This is a genomic window from Sporosarcina ureilytica (assembly GCF_001753205.1).
Lineage (GTDB): Bacteria > Bacillota > Bacilli > Bacillales_A > Planococcaceae > Sporosarcina > Sporosarcina ureilytica.
The window spans coordinates 3,047,296-3,065,847 of sequence record NZ_CP017560.1 but is presented as its reverse complement, the minus strand read 5'-3'; the positions used below and the strand labels follow the sequence as shown (position 1 = coordinate 3,065,847).

Here is an 18,552-nt window from a genome sequence, read left to right as displayed (position 1 = left end):
TCAGTTCATATGAATTAGCAAATGGAGAGGGATTGCTTTGAAATACGTAATTGGTATTGACTTAGGAACAAGTGCAGTAAAAATTTTATTGTTAAACCAAGATGGAAATATTGTGCATGAAGTATCAAAAGCGTATTCCTTAATTCATGAAAAAGCGGGATATAGTGAGCAAAATCCTCAAGACTGGGTAGATCAGACAGTGTCAGGGCTGTCTGAGTTACTCCAAACTTTCGAGGGAAATCCTAGCGATATTGAAGGAATTAGTTTTTCTGGACAAATGCATGGACTCGTTCTGTTAGATGAAAATAATAAAGTTTTACGAAACGCAATCTTATGGAATGATGTACGTACAACAAATCAATGTCAGCAAATCTATGATGTCATCGGTGAAAATAGATTATTGGAAATTACAAAGAATCCAGCATTAGAAGGATTTACGTTACCAAAATTATTATGGGTGAAGGAACATGAGCCTCATCTTTATGAAAAGCTAAATAAGTTTGTTTTACCGAAGGATTACTTACGTTATAGATTAACTGAAAAACTGCATACAGAATACTCAGATGCTGCAGGAACATTATTGTTAAATGTTTCCAAAAAGGCATGGAGCAAGGAAATTTGCGATGCATTAGATATTAATATAGATATCTGCCCGCCATTAGTAGAGCCTCACGCAGAGGTAGGGTTTATTAGTTCGAAGTTTGCGAAGGTCACTGGTTTAGATTCAAAGACACGCGTATTTGCTGGTGGTGCAGACAATGCATGCGGGGCAATCGGTTCTGGAATTTTAGAAGATGGTAAAACTTTATGTAGCATCGGAACGTCTGGAGTAGTTTTATCTCATGAGACGAATAATGATAAAGAATTCGATGGAAAAGTTCATTACTTTAATCATGGACTTGCCGATGCTTATTATACGATGGGAGTTACGTTATCCGCTGGGCATAGCTTAAGTTGGTTTAAAGAAGTATTTGCACCGGAGGAATCTTTTGAAGAGATACTTACTGGTGTAGAAAATGTTCCAATTGGATCGAATGGCTTATTATTTACGCCTTATTTGGTAGGAGAAAGAACTCCACATGCTGACGCTTTAATACGGGCTAGCTTTATTGGTATGGATAGCTCTCATGTAAGAAGCGACTTTGTTCGAGCAGTACTTGAAGGAATAACTTTTTCTTTAAATGAATCATTAGAAATCTTTCGTCAAGAAGGGAAGAAAATCGATACAATAGTCTCAACGGGTGGTGGGACAAAAAATGAGCATTGGCTACAAATGCAAGCAGATATTTTCAACGCCAAGATTATTAAACTTTCAAGTGAGCAAGGTCCTGGTTTAGGTGCTGCAATGATTGCAGCATATGGCTGTGGATGGTTTCCATCATTACAAGATTGTGCGAAGAAGTTTCTAACGATTGAGAGAGAATACGAACCTATAGTTAAACATGTTCAAAAATATATGAAGTTATTTGAGGTTTATAAAGAAGTTTATCTAAAAACAAAATCAGTAAATGAAAAATTAATGGAATATCGACAATGATTGTTGGCAAAAATTCAGTCTCTGTAAAAGGTGGCCACTATATAATTGAAGTTTAATAATGTTGTCTATCGAATAGTTCTAAGGTTCAACTTAATAATAAATACTTTTATTAGGCATCTCAAATGAGTGCCTGTGCAAAGAAACTATTCAGGCAATACACTACAGTTTCACATAAAAGCGGAAACCCTATCATGTCAATGGTCGATGGGCTTCCGTTTTAGTATTTATTCGAAACGTTGAATTGTCATAATTGAGCGGGGCACATGTGCCCTTCAAAAAATTAGAGAGGGGATCCTGCATCAGCATTGGCGGGATCCCCTCTTTTACTTAAATTAAGAAAAATCATCATCAAACTTCCCAGGAGCACTCTCCACTACTTTTCGAAACTTTATAGAATGGAAGTTCATCAAGAACAAACTCGTCACAATCAAAGGTAATCCAATTGCAATTCCGATGTGTAACGGTTCATTCAGAAAAATGACACCTAGCAGAATTGAAACAAAAGGCACGATAAAAGTGACCATCACTGCGAAAATTGGACCACTGGCTGAATTGATGACATAGAAAATCACATAGCCGAGCCCCGAGCTTAAACTGCCCAAAACGAGTAATGATAAGAAGACACTAGGTGTTCCGACAGTTAGCATTGCTTTCGGTTCCATTAATAAACTAATAGGGCCATTGATCATAATTGCAATTGCTAGCGTCCAAAAACTTAAGTGGAGTGGCGGAACTGTCGTGTAGTATTTATTCACAAATATTGAGTTAAGTGCATAACAAGACGTGACGCCGAACATGAGCAATGCGTGTGCGATAGAAAATTGACTACCGATTGCTTGACCGGAAAAAAACATCAGGATGACGACTGCGATAAAACCGATGAGTAGGCTGAAAATTTGATTCCGCAATGGTTTGATTTTCAGTAGAACGATAGAAAATAAAACAGCGAATAAGGGAGTGGTTGCGTTTAAAATCCCACTGAGTCCTGAATCAATGCCTTGTAAGGCGAATCCCATAAAGTTCCATGGAATTGCTGCGGCCAATGCAACGACAAGAAGGAATTTTGGTTGAACTTTTAAATCAAGTTTTACTTTAGAGAAGAGTAAAAATGGTAAAAGAGCAATCATGCCAAACAAACAGCGTAAAAATACAATGGTTGTTGGCTGGAAATAATTAAGGAGTTGCTTCGTCCATAGAAATGAAGAGCCCCATAGTAAACTAAGAAATAATAAATACAAAGTAGATCTCATTCATACTCGCCTTCATTCATGTGAAATTTTAATAGGTTGCTGTTCATAATAACATAGATGTGTGAATCGTGTGCTTGTTGATGACATTATCGTGTCGATTTATGAAGGACGTCAACTGGATAGATAATACAACACAATTGTATAAAATAAATTTAAAAATCCTACCACGACAGTAGATGGTAGGATTTAATTTTTATGAATACTCGGTTCCATGAATAGTCATAGTTGTGTGACTTACAGGCACGTTTAGTAGGCATGTTTAGTTATGAGTAATTTATATAAAATGGGGAATAATTTATACTAGATAAATAATAGAAACAGTTATTAATTTATGTTGAAGGACCTATTCAAACACTGTAGTATAGATTGGGTTCTTGGTTCCAGTCATCGAAACAAACGTGAATGTTACAATATTCACGTTTGTTCGAGTTAACGTGAACGTTTGAATTGTTTGAGTGACTGGCACCTGAAAGAAGGAGGTATAAGTAAATGGAACAAAAAACAGCTTTTTTGTTGATTGATATGCAAAACGAGGGGGGGACCTCTGACGTTATTGGGATGGAGCAAATCTTACAAAACGCAAAGACGATTCTAGAAAAATGCCGTCAACTGAATATCCCCGTCCTGTATACAAGACATATTAACCGTGCGGATGGGATTGGTCTTGCAAATCGTGAACCAGTCGATGAAAATGGAGAACCGCTTTATTACCATAATCAGACAACGGCGATTGAAGTTGCAGATATTATAAAACCTGAAGATGGTGATTTTATCATAGATAAATATCGATATAGTGGGTTTTACGAATCGAACTTAGATTTAATGTTAAAAGGTTTGGGGGTTGAACACCTTATTGTCGGTGGTGTATTGACGGACGTATGCGTGTTATCGACTGTCATGGACGCTTATTACCGAGATTATCGTGTGAGTTTAGTAGAAGATATGTGCGGAACCACGACAGAAGGTGCGCATATGGCAGCCATTTTAATGATGGCGAATTGGATTTATGATTTAGAAGTTTATCAAACAGATGAACTCTGCAAAAAGATGAACGGAGAAAGTTATAACGTTTGGTCATCAGAAGGACCAGATGAATTACAATTTTCCCCAGACAATATGCGAGAAATTTTTTCAAAACTTTCATCAACTAAGAAAAAATAAAACAGTTATTCAAGAGAGGTATGTTATTAAATGTCAAAAGCAAGCGAAGATGGACCCAGTTTGTCCCAGAAGTCACATGGAACTTCGGGAAAAAAAGGAACGGGGAAAGAAAAAGTAGAAACAATAGAATACTATGCAACAGATGAAGTCCCAATGTCCCAAAGAAATATAGGTTTCTTTGATATGATCGCCATTTGGGTCGGAGCAAATTCAAATAACGCTTCATGGTATGTTGGCGGAACAGTAGCCGGCGCTGCATTTGCTGGAGCCATTGCTGTGACGCTTATCGCGAACCCAATTGCTTATCTCATTTTAGCGCTCATTGGTTATATGGGATACAAAGTTGGAACGTCAACGATGGCGCTCACAAGACCCGCTTTCGGGATTAGAGGAAGTGCTTTACCAACGTTTTTAAATACGATTGTCTTTTTAGGTTGGGCGGTCGTGAATACGTTTATCGCCGTCATTTCGATGAGTTTCATCTTCAGTGACCTGTTCGGCTGGTCAGCATATGGTGAGCCTGGAAGTTCTGGACCGATGATTTTCGGAATTATTATTATGACGCTGTTAAATTTAGCCGCCGTATCTCTTGGAAGAAACTCGATTAAAATCGTAGAAAGGCTCGGTATGGTTCTTGTCCTTATTCTTGGTGTTTGGATTACTGTGGTCGTTTTACAACAGCATTCACTTGCGGAAATATATGCTTGGAAGCCACCAGCTGATTTAAAAATGCCGAAGGGTGTCGCAATCGATGTGATGGCCGCATTCAGTTTGGCGTGGGTGCTTGGCGTAGCTGAATTTACACGTTATACACCAACTGTTAAAACCGCGACAGTCGCGCCGTTAATCGGTGCTTTCGTGGCACTCGCATGGTTTGCTTTCGTCGGAATCATTTCAACGATTGGCGCGGCACTTACAACAGGTGTTTACAACCCGGATAACTCCGATCCAAGTTCGCTTGTTACGAATTTAGGACTTGGTCCGATTGCACTCATACTCATTGTTGTCGCTTGTGTCACAACGAACGTTGTAAACTTAATGGCCGCTGGTGTGTCAATCACAAACGTCACAAGGAAAGTGAAACCACTTCATTCAATTTGGATTGTCACAATCGTTTCAGGTATTCTAATGTTAATCCCACTTTATATGACAAGCTTTTTAGATACATTTATGATATTCCTTGAATATATTGGCATGGTATTAAGTGCGTTAATCGGCGTACTCGTCTCGGATTACTTCTTTATCAAGAAGAAAAAATATGACGTGTCACAATTCGATATTGTCGGTGGAAAGTATTGGTACTATAAAGGAATTAACTTGAAAGCGGTAGCTGTCTGGTTTATCGGTGTCGTCTTCTACGCAGTCATTCAAAACGTCGATTTCTTTATGGCAACTACAGGAGCCGTTTATCCGACAATTATAGTTACTTCTATTATCTATATTGCTATTTCGAGACCCTGGAAATAGGTGTAAGGTACTGTTCAGGTAATATGCTACAATTGCATAAGTTTAAAAAAGAAGTCCTACCATGCTAATACTTGGTAGGATTTATTTTTTAGGTACGGGTGGTTCTGGTGCCAGTCACTCATTCAATTCGGGCACTATTCAGACAACTCGTGCGCATAAATTAAGTCGCACAGAAAACCTTCAAAATAAATTTATGAACCATTTTTCACATTGAAAATGCGTAATGCGATGAGGATTGAATATTAAAATTGCGTTATCGGATTGTGTGTACAACAGCAACAATTTACGTTTGTAATTTGATTAGGTATGGTGGAGAAAAGGGAAGTAGGGATGTCAAATCGAACTAACATTTCTGTGCGCTTTTCGAATGTTGAATCGTCAGTTTGCAAATATAAAGGGGCTTTGTTTCGGGGAGAAATGGGGCAATGGGATTCAAGGAAAGAGGAGTGAAATTGCGCGGCCCCTCTTGAAAGTAATGGGTGAGCCCACGTTTATTAGGCATGCAAATGAGCATAGGGTGGAGAATTATTTTGGCTAGGAAGAATCGGGTGTGGAATCCTCAAATGTTTGATCATGTCGTAATGCGCGGCAACAATCGACAAGATATATTCAAAAATAAATCAGACATAACAGAGTTTATTCGCGTACTGCATTATGCCTATATGAAATACCCGTTTATGATCATCGCTTATTGTATTATGACGAACCACTATCATCTTTTAATTCGTTCACCTGAAGCGCCACTTGGAAAAGTCATGGCACTTATCAACCGGCGTTATACAGAATACTATAAAAGGAAATACAATTATTCTGGTTATTTATATGACAGACGCTATTTTGCAGAAATGGTGGCGAGTCCTAAATCACTGCTGACCGTCAGCCGCTACATTCACCGAAATCCGATTGAAACGACGGTCCCTATGGTTGAACGACTCGAACAATATCCATATAGTTCGTATCCAATGTATTTCAATAAAACACCACCGCCCTTTCCGTTCCTTGACCTGGACTTATTACCGACGTTTCTCCCGCCGAATTACAAACAAACTGAGTCGGGGTACTGTGAATACTGCATTGAGGACAAGGAAGAAACAGCGAATACTTGCACTCAAAAGCACCTCCAGATATTTTAATCAATGGGTTTGGGCTTAATGCTTCATAATGAGTACAACGTCATGGGGTGTGCAAAAGATTGCTGTTAATCAAATAAGATGTGCAAATGCTATATAAAATGAACCTTTTGCCCTTACGTTCTTTAAGATGTAAGGGCTTTTTAGTGTCCAGATTTCAAAGAGGTTAGTAAACTTGGACCCTATTTGACAATGGTTTAACGAATTGTCGGAATAGTGTTCGAATTGAGCGAGTGACTGGCACCGAAATAAAAAATTTCTCTTCAAAAAAGGTCGTAATCGTCGTTGCAGATGAATAAAATACAACGACATCTTTTAACGGGGGGATTTATATGAATTCAATCTTTACTTTTTTCTTCTTAGGAGCGTCTTTAGCTGCGCCAATTGGCCCTGTTAAGACTGTCTTATTAAACATGGGGATTAGACATGGCTTTTTTCATGCCTGGCTCTTTGCTCTAGGCACTTTGGCAACCGACCTAATGTATATGACGATTGTTTATTTTGGGGTGGGTCAATTTATTGATCAGCCTTTAGTCAAAACAATCCTCTGGTCATTCGGCTGTTTTGTCCTATTGTATACAGGGATTGAAAATTTACTCTCGGTACACAAAATTGAGCAGAACTTAAAGTCCGGCCGTTATGTTCGTCTTAGAAAATCCATGCTTGCCGGTTTTCTTATGGCTTTATTGAATCCGCTTACGATTCTTTTTTGGTTGGGCATTTACGGTTCGATCCTTGCGAAGGCAGCTGGAACGACTCCGGAATTACAAATCATATTCAATAGTTTCGCTATTTTGGCAGGGATTGCAATAGTGGATATCTCCATGTCTTTTTTATCCAGCGGCGCTCGTAAGTTATTATCCGTTAAACTGTTAACGATTGTTTCCATTTTCACGTCCTTTTCTATGATTGGATTTGGCATTTATTTTGGCATTCAGGCTTTCCAGGCTTTATTTTAAGATGCTCCCCGATCTACAATTTGATGAGTTACATATTAAGTTCATTTCGATAAAACGCAGTGCGCGCATAAAAAGAACGCGGTAGGAAACCATACCTTTAACACAATAGGAAGAGTTGAGGTGTGGTGATGGAGAAAAAAGCGGATCAGGTAAGTGTATGGTGTATTGTCAGCATGGCCTCAATTCCTCTGGTCATGACACTGGGAAACTCTATGCTGATTCCAGTCCTTCCAATACTGGAAGACAAGGTAGGGATTTCATCATTTCAATCGAGCATGATTATCACGAGTTATTCAGTTGCGGCCATTTTTTTGATTCCGGTAGCAGGGTATTTATCGGACCGTTTTGGCAGGAAAAAGGTCATATTACCAAGTTTAATTCTTGCTTTAATCGGGGGGCTGATTGCTGGATTTGCTTCATGGAAGATGGACGACCCTTATACAATGATTATTATTGGTAGAATTATACAAGGAATCGGGGCGGCCGGGGCTATGCCAATCGTTTTGCCACTCGTGGGAGACCTTTACCAAGATGACGAAGAAAAAGCAAGTTCCTGTTTAGGGATTATTGAAACGTCAAATACATTCGGCAAAGTGTTAAGCCCCATACTTGGTTCAATTTTTGCTGCTTTTTTATGGTTTCTGCCATTCTTCTCCATTTCAGCGCTCAGTTTAATTTCCATCGTCCTCATTTTTTTCTTCGTAAAAGTGCCGAAAGAAAAAGATGATCCAGTAAAGTTCAAGGAGTTTTTCAATAACACGAAAAAAGTATTCAAGTCAGAAGGAAAATGGTTGTACACAGTATTCCTCAATGGCGTCCTTGTTATGTTGATATTATTCAGTATGTTATTTTTTCTATCAGAAAACCTTGAAAAGGTTCATGATATTAAGGGCATTAAGAAAGGTTTTGTACTGGCGATTCCGCTTCTATTATTATGTACAGCCTCGTTTATTTCAGGCAGAAAAATTAAAGGAGATATTAAAACGATACGATTAGTCATGCTCAGTTGTTTAGCTGTCATGTCTATTGCTGTCGCGTTCGTTGGGTTTACCAACAAAAAAATCATCCTTCTGTTAGCCGTGACGAGTATCGTGGGGATCGCAATTGGTGCATTGTTGCCTGCACTTGACGCCATTATTACGGAGAATATCGAAAAAGAGCTGAGAGGAACAGTCACCTCATTTTATAGTTCAGCAAGATTTATCGGTGTTGCAGCGGGACCACCCATCATGTCAATTGTCATGAAAAACTTTTTAAATGGCAGTTATATTGTTGCAGGGGTACTTGGCGTCATTTTATTGTTCATTGTTTTTAAATTTATCAAAGAGAATGAAATTGGAAACCAAACTGAAAAAGTATGAAAAAAGGACCAACAAGGGTCCTTTTTGTTCTGGAAATATGTAAATCACATGTGTTTAGGATTAATCAGCTTTCAAACTAAATAGAATTAGAAAAATACCGCAGAAAAGACAGATGATTCGAGTCAATGAAATCCGATCTGCCAGGCCGATTAACGCGAGTGCTGTTGTAACGATTAAAATAACAGGGCCTACTAAGGCAAGCAACGTATTAATATAAAATGCTTTCTCTAAATCATTGAACTTATACATGAGTGCGGCAGCTGTAATTTCTATACTTCCAGATAGGAGTCTTAACAGAATTATGAAAAGAAGTGCTCTTTCTATAACAGTCATCACATCCCCAAGTAGTATTTATGCCTACTCTATGCGACTGGATTAGAAATTATTTAATGTTTCACGGGTTATCTAGTTGTACAAGTACCTCCCTATGAATAAGATGCATAGAAATCATTTTTAGGGAGGTCTATTTTATGAACTCAATCGCTGCCTATATTATTTTAGGTGTATCTTTAGCTGCGCCAGTCGGTCCTGTCAATGCCGCGCTGCTGGATACAGGGATTAAAAATGGATTTTTTCATGCTTGGATTTTTGGCATTGGCGCTTTAACGGCCGACGTTCTATATATGATTATGGTTTATTTCGGGATTGGCCAAATTATTGAGTTTCCGCTTGTGAAAATCATACTTTGGTCGTTTGGTTGCTTTGTTCTTACATATACTGGGATAGAGAGTTTACTTTCGCTACATAAAATTGAATTGTCTCGAAGGTTCGGTAAGAAAGTTCGTCTTAGACGTTCTATATTATCAGGTTTTTTTATGTCCCTGTTAAATCCGCTAACCATTCTTTTTTGGCTAGGGATATACGGTTCAATTCTAGCAGAGAATGCTGGGAATTTTGCAGGCCATCAATTAATCATCAATAGCGTGGCCATTATTGCAGGTGTCCTCTTATGGGATACATTCATGGCCACGATCTCTAGTGGGGCTCGCAAATTATTATCGATTAGGCTATTGAAGGCGATCTCTGTGATATCTTCTTTATTCATGATTGGATTCGGCATATACTTTGGATTTCAAGCTTATCATGCGTTATTTTGAGTTTCTTCTTTCTTCCACTTTTTACGTAAAATCAAGACGATTATTCCGATCACTGTCAGGAACACTAAACTGATAAAGAAGCCAGGTCGGCTTGTCTGATGAAAGAGTGTACCAATAACAGCCGCAGCAACTAAAATCATGCCAATCATTCGCTTTACTTTATCCATTTTAGTCGGCTCAATTAATTTGTGATACATCACTAAAATAAAAAGCCAATTATACAGAAGCAATAATGCTGCGGCGGTTGTGATATATTCATACACTTTATCCGGCAACAATAAAGAGGTAACGATTGAAAGAACAAGCCCGGAAGACGTTAAAGCAATCGCAGGCAGCGGTATTTCTAATTTCATTTTCGTTTGTTTGCTGAATATTTTTGGTGCATCTCCGTCTTCTGATATTGTTTGAAGGATCGTTGTCACCGCGAATAAGGATGCTGACATCGCTGAAAACCCTGCAATAATAATGGCAGCCGTAAACACATGTGGGAAAAATTCGATATGACTCACACCTGATAAAGCTTCAACAAAAGGACTTTTATTTTCCCTGAACTTATCGTATGGCAGCAGTAATAATGCTAACGAAAGGGCAGCAATGTAAATGATACCAAGCAGCCCTAACATGGCTTTTCCAGACTTCGGCGCATCCTCCTTATTTTTAAGATGGATGGCCATTACACCCATTACTTCGATTCCGCCATGTGCATAAAAGGCGAAGACTAGAGCGCTCCAAAACCCGATGATGCCTTTAGGGAAAAATTCTCCGACAGATTGAGGGATGCCTTCCTTTGGATTTCCGTCGAGTACCCCTGTTAATGCTAAGACCGCAATGACAATAAACATAAAAATCGCGGCAATTTTCATCACAGCAAATACGCTTTCTAATTTCCCAAACGCTTTCGCGCCAATAAAGAGGACAATGAGACCGCAAATCGCATAAATGGATGCGAATATCCATAATTTAATGTTAGGGAACCAAAATCTAGATAGTAGCGAAATGGCAGTAAGTTGGCTACCAATGATTAAGATTTCTGAACACCAGTAGACCCAACCACTACTAAAACCAGCCCAGCGCCCATACGCTTTCTTGGCGTAGGTACGAAATGTTCCTTTCTGCGGATCTTTTGCAGACATTTTTGCGAGTGCATCAAAAACGATATAGGTAGCAATTCCAGCCATGATAAAAGCCAAGACGACTGAAGGACCAGTCATTTGGATCGCAATACTGGATGCTAGGAAAAACCCTGTGCCAATAATGCTCCCTATCCCAATGAGAGATAATTGCCACCAAGTAAGATTTGCCTTCTCTTCCTTGCTTTCCGAAGTTTTTTTCCCCATTGATACACCTCCACGTACACATAGTTTGCCACTAGGAAGTGGATTTATGTGTTCATGAGATGTTAGATGTTGGTGCCAGTCACTCAAACAAACATGACTATTACATTATTCGTGAATGTTTCATTTAACGGGAAAGTTTGAGTGACTGGCACCTCAAACGTTGGTAATTCATGTAATAATGCTGGATTTCGACATATACGTCCTTTTTTCTATTATAATATTGATATGCGAATGCATATTAATTGATAGAGGTAAGGAGCTGGCTATGATTCGAATTAGATGGAAAAGATTTATATTACTTTTTGTTGCAATCTTTTTGGTGGTTCAAATCGTCGGCAGCTTTTTTATATATGGTTTAGCGATTGAGCGTGGACCGAAAGAATTTTTGGAAGATAATGTGGATCTAGAAGTTTCGGATGAAGCGATGGATCTTTATATGAACGGCAGTTGGATAGATTGGTTGCATGCGCAACACTTTCAGCGGGTTAATTTAGCTTCACGCGATGGGTTGCAATTAAACGGCTACTATTTGCCAGCGAAAGAACCCTCAAATAAAGTTGTCATTTTAACGCATGGATATTTAGGGGAATCCGGGCAAATGGGGCTGTTTGGCCAGTATTATCATGAGGAGTTAGGCTATAACATATTCTTACCGGATGCTCGGGGGCATGGTTTGAGTGAAGGTGATTACTATGGGTTTGGTTGGCCTGACCGACTTGATCTTATTGACTGGACTCATTATTTAGTGGAGCAACTTGGAGAGGATATTGAAGTGGTTTACCACGGTTTATCGATGGGAGCGGCGACAGTCTTGATGGCTAGCGGAGAGGAGGAACTTCCGCAACAAGTAAAGGCGATTATCGCGGATAGCCCTTATGATTCCGTCTATGAATTATTTAAGTATCAGTTTAAACGAATGTTTTATTTACCCTCTTTTCCGTTGTTGGATAGTGCAAGCTTATTAATGAAAATGAAAGAAGGGTATTCATTCAAAACAGCCAGTGCACGAAAAGAAGTGGAAAAAACGAATGTCCCGATCCTCTATATCCACGGGGAAAGCGATACGTTTGTTCCAACGGAGATGACGCAGGATTTGTATCGTCATACTGCTAGTGAAGCGGAATTATTATTGATTCCAAATGCAAACCACGGGGAGTCCTTTGCGTTAGCTGAAGAGGCATACAAGTTGAGCGTGAATCAGTTTCTTGGGCGTTATCTTCATTAACGATGTACCAATCCAGGACGTTATTTAGACAATGCACTACAATTGCATGAACAAATAAAGAAATTCATCCAAATGAACATTCGGATGAATTTTTTTTATTCACAGAGTAGAATATCGGTTCTTATACAGGTATCCTTTTAAGTACCCTTTCAATTGCAAAGGCATCAATCCCAATTGTAAAATGAGGAAAGGGATTTGTATTTAAAATAATCGTAAAGAAGTGAATTATCTATATGAATTGGAAAATAAGTTATGAAAAATGGACCAGTTTTACAGATTTAGATGAGGAATTAGCCAATCAATTAGATGAATTAAACAATCAACCAAAGCAATTGGAAGATTGCTTTTATAAAAACCTTGAATTTGGTACGGGTGGCATGCGCGGTGTGCTTGGACCTGGCACAAACCGTATAAACATCTACACGATTCGCAAAACGGCTGAGGGATTAGCGCGTTATATTGAACGTCACGGTGAAGAGGCAAAAGTACGCGGTGTGGTGATTGCTTATGATTCGCGTTTTAAGTCACCGGAATTTGCGATGGAAACTGCAAAAACACTTGGGAAACATGGCATTCAGACGTATGTGTTTGATTCATTAAGAACGACACCTGAACTGTCGTTTGCGGTCAGGTATTTACATGCATTCAGTGGTGTTGTGATTACGGCGAGTCATAACCCACCGGAGTATAACGGCTTTAAGGTTTACGGGCCAGATGGTGGACAGTTGTCATCGGAGGCGGCTGAACAAATTATCGCAAAAGTAAACAGTGTGGAAGATGAATTAGCGGTAGCAGTTGGCACGGAGGGAGAATTAAAAGCCGCTGGATTACTTACGATAATTGGCGAGACTGTTGATCAAGCATATTTAAAGCAACTGGAGTCCGTCGTTGTCAATCGGGATGTAATTAACAAAGTGGCAGATGATTTTAGAATTGTTTACACGCCGTTACATGGAACAGGAAATATTCCAGTACGTAAGGGGCTAGATGCGGTTGGCTTTAAACATGTAGAAGTTGTAAAAGAGCAGGAATTACCAGATTCTAACTTCTCAACTGTTGATTCGCCAAACCCAGAGGAAGCCGCTGCATTCTCACTCGCAATGAAGTACGGTGAGCAATCAAATGCAGATATCATGCTCGCAACAGATCCTGATGCAGATAGAGTCGGCGTTGCTGTTAGAAATGAAGAAGGAAAATACCAAGTATTAACTGGTAATCAAACCGGCGCATTATTATTACAATACTTAATTACCCAAAAGAAAAAGCAAAACGAACTTCCAGAAAATGCGACAGTCTTAAAAACAATCGTCACATCTGAAATGGGAAGAGATATTGCAGCCGCGCATAATTTGGAGACAATCGATACACTCACTGGTTTTAAATACATAAGCGAGTGGATTGAGACATTTGAACAAACTGGCGACAGAAGCTTTTTATTCGGATATGAAGAAAGCTATGGCTACCTGATCAAGGATTTCGCCCGTGATAAGGATGCTGTTCAAACATGTCTACTGATTGCAGAAGTAGCGGCTTATTATAAAACCAAGCAAATGTCGTTATATGAAGGGCTGATGGCACTTTATGAAGAATACGGTTATTACTTGGAAGATATTGAGTCATTAACGTTAAAAGGGAAAGACGGAGCAGCAAAAATCCAAGCCATTCTTAACGAATTCCGTGCTACTCCACCTAAAGAAATTGCTGGGCAGGCTGTTGTTGGTATTGAAGATTACGACAGCAGTACGCGATTATATGTCGAGTCCGGCGAAACAGAGGAAATTTCCTTACCTAAATCCAATGTACTAAAGTATAAACTGGAAAATGGTGCTTGGTTCTGCTTAAGACCTTCAGGGACAGAGCCGAAAATTAAGTTTTATTTTGGTGTGAAGGAAGATACATTGGAGGGAAGTAGACGGGCGTTGGATGGGATGGTGGCTGATGTGATGGGGAGAGTTCGGTCGTTTTAGGTGCACAGTCACTAAAACAAACACAAAAGTTGTAATAAACGCGTTTGTTTAAATAAACATGAATGTATGAGTGACTGGCACCATAGTAGCACCAAATAGGAGGAAATCATGGGAAGACTAGTTCATTTCGAAATACATGTGGATGATATGGAACGAGCGAAGAAGTTTTATGGAGAAGTTTTTGGTTGGACATTTGAAGACTGGAGCGAATTTGCAGGAATGCCGTATTTTGGTGCGGTTACTGGCGATGCAAATGAGCCTGGAATCAACGGGGCGTTGATGCAGCGTCAAACTCCTTCGCCAGCAGAAAACCAGCCAGTAAATGGCTTTACTTGTACATTAGGGGTAGAAGATTACGATGCTACCGAAGCTAAAATACTTCAAAATGGCGGCAAAGTTGCTTTGCCGAAATATGCGCTACCTGGTATGGCTTGGCAAGGATATTATAAGGATACGGAAGGAAATATCTTAGGCATTCATCAACCAGATGAGCATGCAAAATGAATGGTACCAGCGCGAAACACTTTAAACAATCCACTACAATTGCATAATTGAAATCAAAAAGTCATCCAAATAATAGAAGTTTGGATGACTTTTTTTCTTATGGTGCCACACAAACAAACACGGAAGTTCTTTGGTTGTATTTGGAGTTGGGTCGCGTTGGGATGTCCTCTGAATCTGTTTTTATGTCCTACACATCGTATAAGATGTCCGAGCGTTCGAGAAGGACATTATTTTCTAGAAACTCCAATTACGAGCTTGATAAATTAAAAAATCACATGTATAGTTTAATTATTCAGAACATACCTACCGGTAAGTATAAGGGTGGGTAGATATATGCGGTTCCTTTTGTATTGTCGTATCAGAACTATTGTTGCAGGGGGGAGTGGTTGTTCCAAGTTCGTGATGCATATTATGGATGGTAGATGCGTAGATTGTGAGGCCGTTTAATTTTTTGTGATTCATTTTACATGGAATCTGGACAGGCAGGGAAAGTGACTGAAAAGGATTTGATTGATTGGGCAAAAGAGAAAATGGCCGCGTATAAATATCCCAGAGAGGTAGAATTTCGGGATGAACTTCCATCTACGAGTTCAGGAAAGGTTTTAAGAAGGTTGTTGAAAGAGTAATTCTCTGAACAGTTGGATAGAAGGCTTATTGAAAGTATAAAATCAGACATTGTTTTGTACAGTTCAGATTCGTTGAGGATGATTGAAATCTTTTATTTAATAAGGAGTCATTTATGAAAATACCTGAGTTTGGCAGACAAAATATTCGTGTGAATGCGATTGCGCCGGGAGTTATAGAGACCCAAATGGTGGTGGATGGAAAATGTCTGATAAGTGGCCAATATTATCGACAGCGAATGCGCTCCGTCGCGTAGGGAAGCCAACTGAGATTGCGAAGACAGTGCTCTTTTTAGCATCGGATGAAGCATCATTCATTACTGGTGAAACACTAAATACTTGTCGTTGACGGAGGCGCGTTAAATTTATTAAATGATTGACCAAATAAGGAGCGTGTGGAAATGAGCAAAAGTGAACATTTATTAACGCAAATTAATGAAGGAATTATGCACCTAACGTTGAATCGACCAGATCGTTTGAATGCTTTTAGCCCGGAAATGATGTCAGGATTAAAACAAGCGATTGATAAAGCAAAACAGGATGATGCAATTCGTGTTGTCGTTTTGTCAGGTGCCGGAAGAGCGTTTAGTGCGGGCGGTGATGTGAAAACGATGGGACAAAGTAATCCAGTCCAAGCGTACAATCATATCGGAAAGTTAAATGAATTAATTTTACAAATGCGTGATTTGGACAAGCCGATTATTTCGGCTGTTCATGGTTTTGCAGCGGGTGCAGGTTTTAACTTAGCATTAGCGTGTGACCTGATTTTGGCTGCGGAAGGAAGCAAGTTTGTCATGAGTTTTTCTCAGGTTGGGCTAATTTCTGATGGGGGTGGTTCCTATTTTCTACCGCGATTAATTGGTCTTCACCGTGCAAAGGAATTGTTTTTTAGTGCAGAGCCAATTCCAGCAGAGGAAGCACGTCACTTAGGGCTGCTAAATCAGATTTATCCATTAGATACATTTGAAGAAAACGTAAAAGAATATGCGTTAAAAATTGCAAGTGGACCGATTACCACTTATGGCTTTATTAAAAAAGTTGCGAATCACTCGCTTACGTCGAATTTGGATGAGATTTTGGAGTTAGAACGAATCATCCAATCGACGTTAATTACAACAAAAGATCACCAAGAAGGTGTTCAAGCTTTTATTGATAAAAGGAAACCTAATTTTAGACAAGCAAATGAAGACCTGTACAGTTGAGAAAAAGTGCGTTTTCAGTCATTCCAAGACTTATTGCAGCTGAAAAGGAGGAGATTTGAGATGATAAGCGCACCCCATTTTAAATATTATCCGGCACGTTTTCCAAAAACATTAACGATACCCGAAACGACATTATATGATAATTTGGTGACAACAGCGAAAAGATATCCGAATAAAACAGCAATTGAATATTATGGCAGTACGCTTTCATATAAAAGTTTATTAGCTGAAGCTGACCAGTTGGCCGGTTATTTAGAAAAAAAGCTTGGTGTGAAACCAGGGGATAATATTTTACTGTTTATGCAAAACTCCCCGCAGTTTATTGTGAGTTTGTTTGCGATATTTCAAACGCGTGCGGTCGTTGTTCCGATTAATCCCATGAGTACGACGCGTGATTTGGAATTTTTCATAAACGATGGGGACATTAAAATGGCAATCGTGGGACAGGAGTTATATGACACAGTGACCCCGCATCATGAGCGCGGTTTATTAGAAAATGTCATCGTGACTGCTTATGGAACATATGCAAATCCCCAAGAAGCATTGGGAACATTACCCGCAGAAGTGGTAGCCGCTCCAAAAGAAATTCCGTCCGCGATTGACTGGTTTGAAGCGCTTGAAAGTGACTGTACAGCATCGCCTTATGAAGGGAAAAGTGATGATGTTGCTGTCATCCCTTATACTTCTGGAACGACAGGAACACCAAAAGGATGTGTTCATACGAATAAAACAATCCAATCAAATGCGTTTAGCGCTTATCATTGGCTCACATTAACTTCCAATACAGTTACATTAACCGTATTGCCGCTTTTTCATGTGACGGGTTTCTTGCATAGCTGTTTAGCACCGATTATTGCAGGAGGAAAAATGGTGTTATTAACACGTTGGGACCGAGATTATGCCGCAAAAGCAATTGAAGTCTTTCAGTGCACGCATTGGATTAACATTAGTACAATGGTTGTCGACTTTTTAGCAAATCCCAATCTATCGGCTTATGATGTGTCTTCCTTACAAGCGATTGGAGGCGGCGGTGCACCATTACCGGAAGCAGTTGGTGAAAGATTAACAGCGTTGACAGGAATTGAGTATGCGGAAGGATACGGATTGTCCGAAACGATGTCGCACACGCATTTTAATCCGCCAGATCGACCGAAGTTGCAGTGTATGGGAATTCCTGCATTTAATACGGAATCGAAAATTATTGACCCTGTAACTGGGAATGAGGTAGGTGTTGGGGAAGAGGGCGAACTGATTGTGCGTGGTCCGCAGGTTTTTATCGGTTATTATAACAATCCGGAGGAAACGGAAGCGAATCATATTGAAGTAGAGGGCAAGCGTTTTTTCCGTACAGGTGATATTGTCAAAAAAGATGAGGATGGCTATTACTTTATCGTAGACCGTGTCAAACGGATGATCAATACTTCAGGCTTTAAAGTATGGCCGACAGAAGTCGAATCGATTTTATATAAACATCCGGCTGTTCAACAAGCTTGTGTTGTGCGGGCGCCCGATGAAAAACGAGGGGAAACTGTAAAAGCATTTATTATCTTAAAAGATGACGGGAAAGGGAGAGTCACCGAGGAAGAGATTATTGAGTGGTCTAAAGGCCAAATGGCTGCTTATAAATATCCGAGAATTATTGAATTTCGTGATGAATTCCCAACAACCGCAAGCGGAAAGATTTTATGGAGAGAGTTACAAGACAGTTAATCTGATTATGGAAAGTATCTGG

The 18,552-nt window shown here is 39.5% G+C and carries 16 protein-coding genes and 1 pseudogene; 14 read left to right on the top strand and 3 right to left on the bottom strand.

Annotated features, from left to right (window positions below):
• Positions 1-37: 37 nt before the first annotated feature.
• Positions 38-1,537: a xylulokinase gene (gene xylB / locus BI350_RS14960; protein WP_075528876.1), complete on the top strand. Its 1,500-nt coding sequence runs from the start codon at positions 38-40 to the stop codon at positions 1,535-1,537.
• Between the two features lie 332 nt (positions 1,538-1,869).
• Here xylB and BI350_RS14955 read toward each other — a convergent pair whose 3' ends face one another.
• Complete coding sequence (locus tag BI350_RS14955; protein ID WP_075528875.1) at positions 1,870-2,787, bottom strand: DMT family transporter; 918 nt, start codon at positions 2,785-2,787, stop codon at positions 1,870-1,872.
• Between the two features lie 489 nt (positions 2,788-3,276).
• Between BI350_RS14955 and BI350_RS14950 the strand changes: the two genes are divergently transcribed.
• The 5 genes from BI350_RS14950 (at position 3,277) to BI350_RS14930 (ending at position 8,865) form a co-directional block, all read left to right on the top strand.
• Positions 3,277-3,948: a cysteine hydrolase family protein gene (locus BI350_RS14950; protein WP_075528874.1), complete on the top strand. Its 672-nt coding sequence runs from the start codon at positions 3,277-3,279 to the stop codon at positions 3,946-3,948.
• A 30-nt stretch (positions 3,949-3,978) separates the two neighbouring features.
• Positions 3,979-5,415, top strand: coding sequence for a purine-cytosine permease family protein (locus tag BI350_RS14945; protein WP_082295109.1), 1,437 nt, complete (start codon positions 3,979-3,981; stop codon positions 5,413-5,415).
• Positions 5,416-5,945: 530 nt separating this feature from the next.
• Positions 5,946-6,548: a transposase gene (locus tag BI350_RS14940; protein WP_075528873.1), complete on the top strand. Its 603-nt coding sequence runs from the start codon at positions 5,946-5,948 to the stop codon at positions 6,546-6,548.
• Positions 6,549-6,877: 329 nt separating this feature from the next.
• Positions 6,878-7,504 carry a LysE family transporter gene (locus BI350_RS14935; protein ID WP_075528872.1) on the top strand — a complete coding sequence of 209 codons (627 nt, stop codon included), beginning with the start codon at positions 6,878-6,880 and terminating at the stop codon, positions 7,502-7,504.
• Between the two features lie 128 nt (positions 7,505-7,632).
• Entirely contained in the window at positions 7,633-8,865 is a 1,233-nt protein-coding gene (locus tag BI350_RS14930) for an MFS transporter (protein WP_075529405.1), read from the top strand.
• Between the two features lie 60 nt (positions 8,866-8,925).
• On the opposite strand, the gene BI350_RS14925 is transcribed toward BI350_RS14930, so the two are convergent.
• Positions 8,926-9,198 (bottom strand): YqhV family protein, encoded by a 273-nt coding sequence (locus BI350_RS14925; RefSeq protein ID WP_075528871.1) that lies wholly within the window; start codon positions 9,196-9,198, stop codon positions 8,926-8,928.
• A 137-nt stretch (positions 9,199-9,335) separates the two neighbouring features.
• On the opposite strand from BI350_RS14925, the gene BI350_RS14920 reads away from it, so the two are divergent.
• Positions 9,336-9,962 (top strand): LysE family transporter, encoded by a 627-nt coding sequence (locus tag BI350_RS14920; protein ID WP_075528870.1) that lies wholly within the window; start codon positions 9,336-9,338, stop codon positions 9,960-9,962.
• On the opposite strand, the gene BI350_RS14915 is transcribed toward BI350_RS14920, so the two are convergent.
• Complete coding sequence (locus BI350_RS14915; protein ID WP_075528869.1) at positions 9,947-11,299, bottom strand: amino acid permease; 1,353 nt, start codon at positions 11,297-11,299, stop codon at positions 9,947-9,949. The two genes, BI350_RS14920 and BI350_RS14915, sit on opposite strands and share 16 nt — an antisense overlap.
• 265 nt (positions 11,300-11,564) lie before the next feature.
• Here BI350_RS14915 and BI350_RS14910 point away from each other — a divergent pair, with 265 nt between their 5' ends.
• The 7 genes and pseudogenes from BI350_RS14910 (at position 11,565) to BI350_RS14890 (ending at position 18,530) form a co-directional block, all read left to right on the top strand.
• Positions 11,565-12,524 (top strand): alpha/beta hydrolase, encoded by a 960-nt coding sequence (locus tag BI350_RS14910; RefSeq protein ID WP_075528868.1) that lies wholly within the window; start codon positions 11,565-11,567, stop codon positions 12,522-12,524.
• Between the two features lie 233 nt (positions 12,525-12,757).
• Complete coding sequence (locus BI350_RS14905) at positions 12,758-14,491, top strand: phospho-sugar mutase (protein WP_075528867.1); 1,734 nt, start codon at positions 12,758-12,760, stop codon at positions 14,489-14,491.
• A 108-nt stretch (positions 14,492-14,599) separates the two neighbouring features.
• On the top strand, positions 14,600-14,995 hold the full coding sequence (locus BI350_RS14900) for a VOC family protein (RefSeq protein ID WP_075528866.1): 396 nt from the start codon (positions 14,600-14,602) through the stop codon (positions 14,993-14,995).
• A 467-nt stretch (positions 14,996-15,462) separates the two neighbouring features.
• Positions 15,463-15,621, top strand: coding sequence for an AMP-binding enzyme (locus tag BI350_RS17325; RefSeq protein ID WP_082295108.1), 159 nt, complete (start codon positions 15,463-15,465; stop codon positions 15,619-15,621).
• A 125-nt stretch (positions 15,622-15,746) separates the two neighbouring features.
• Positions 15,747-15,952 (top strand): annotated as a pseudogene (locus BI350_RS16765) (SDR family oxidoreductase); the annotation flags it as partial.
• Positions 15,953-16,019: 67 nt separating this feature from the next.
• The gene (locus tag BI350_RS14895; RefSeq protein ID WP_075528865.1) at positions 16,020-16,820 is read left to right on the top strand and encodes an enoyl-CoA hydratase/isomerase family protein; all 801 of its coding nucleotides are present in this window, start codon (positions 16,020-16,022) and stop codon (positions 16,818-16,820) included.
• Positions 16,821-16,883: 63 nt separating this feature from the next.
• Positions 16,884-18,530, top strand: a complete 1,647-nt coding sequence (locus BI350_RS14890; protein ID WP_075529404.1) for a long-chain-fatty-acid--CoA ligase — start codon at positions 16,884-16,886, stop codon at positions 18,528-18,530.
• Positions 18,531-18,552 lie beyond the last annotated feature (22 nt).

Excerpts from the sequence above, each read along its gene's own strand:
- BI350_RS14935 (WP_075528872.1), top strand. The coding sequence starts at position 6,878 with ATGAATTCAATCTTTACTTTTTTCTTCTTAGGAGCGTCTTTAGCTGCG.
- BI350_RS14910 (WP_075528868.1), top strand. The coding sequence starts at position 11,565 with ATGATTCGAATTAGATGGAAAAGATTTATATTACTTTTTGTTGCAATC.
- BI350_RS14930 (WP_075529405.1), top strand. The coding sequence starts at position 7,633 with ATGGAGAAAAAAGCGGATCAGGTAAGTGTATGGTGTATTGTCAGCATG.
- BI350_RS14945 (WP_082295109.1), top strand. The coding sequence starts at position 3,979 with ATGTCAAAAGCAAGCGAAGATGGACCCAGTTTGTCCCAGAAGTCACAT.
- BI350_RS14955 (WP_075528875.1), bottom strand. The coding sequence starts at position 2,787 with ATGAGATCTACTTTGTATTTATTATTTCTTAGTTTACTATGGGGCTCT.
- BI350_RS14950 (WP_075528874.1), top strand. The coding sequence starts at position 3,277 with ATGGAACAAAAAACAGCTTTTTTGTTGATTGATATGCAAAACGAGGGG.
- BI350_RS14900 (WP_075528866.1), top strand. The coding sequence starts at position 14,600 with ATGGGAAGACTAGTTCATTTCGAAATACATGTGGATGATATGGAACGA.
- BI350_RS17325 (WP_082295108.1), top strand. The coding sequence starts at position 15,463 with ATGGAATCTGGACAGGCAGGGAAAGTGACTGAAAAGGATTTGATTGAT.
- BI350_RS14895 (WP_075528865.1), top strand. The coding sequence starts at position 16,020 with ATGAGCAAAAGTGAACATTTATTAACGCAAATTAATGAAGGAATTATG.
- BI350_RS14925 (WP_075528871.1), bottom strand. The coding sequence starts at position 9,198 with ATGACTGTTATAGAAAGAGCACTTCTTTTCATAATTCTGTTAAGACTC.
- BI350_RS14920 (WP_075528870.1), top strand. The coding sequence starts at position 9,336 with ATGAACTCAATCGCTGCCTATATTATTTTAGGTGTATCTTTAGCTGCG.
- BI350_RS14915 (WP_075528869.1), bottom strand. The coding sequence starts at position 11,299 with ATGGGGAAAAAAACTTCGGAAAGCAAGGAAGAGAAGGCAAATCTTACT.
- BI350_RS14905 (WP_075528867.1), top strand. The coding sequence starts at position 12,758 with ATGAATTGGAAAATAAGTTATGAAAAATGGACCAGTTTTACAGATTTA.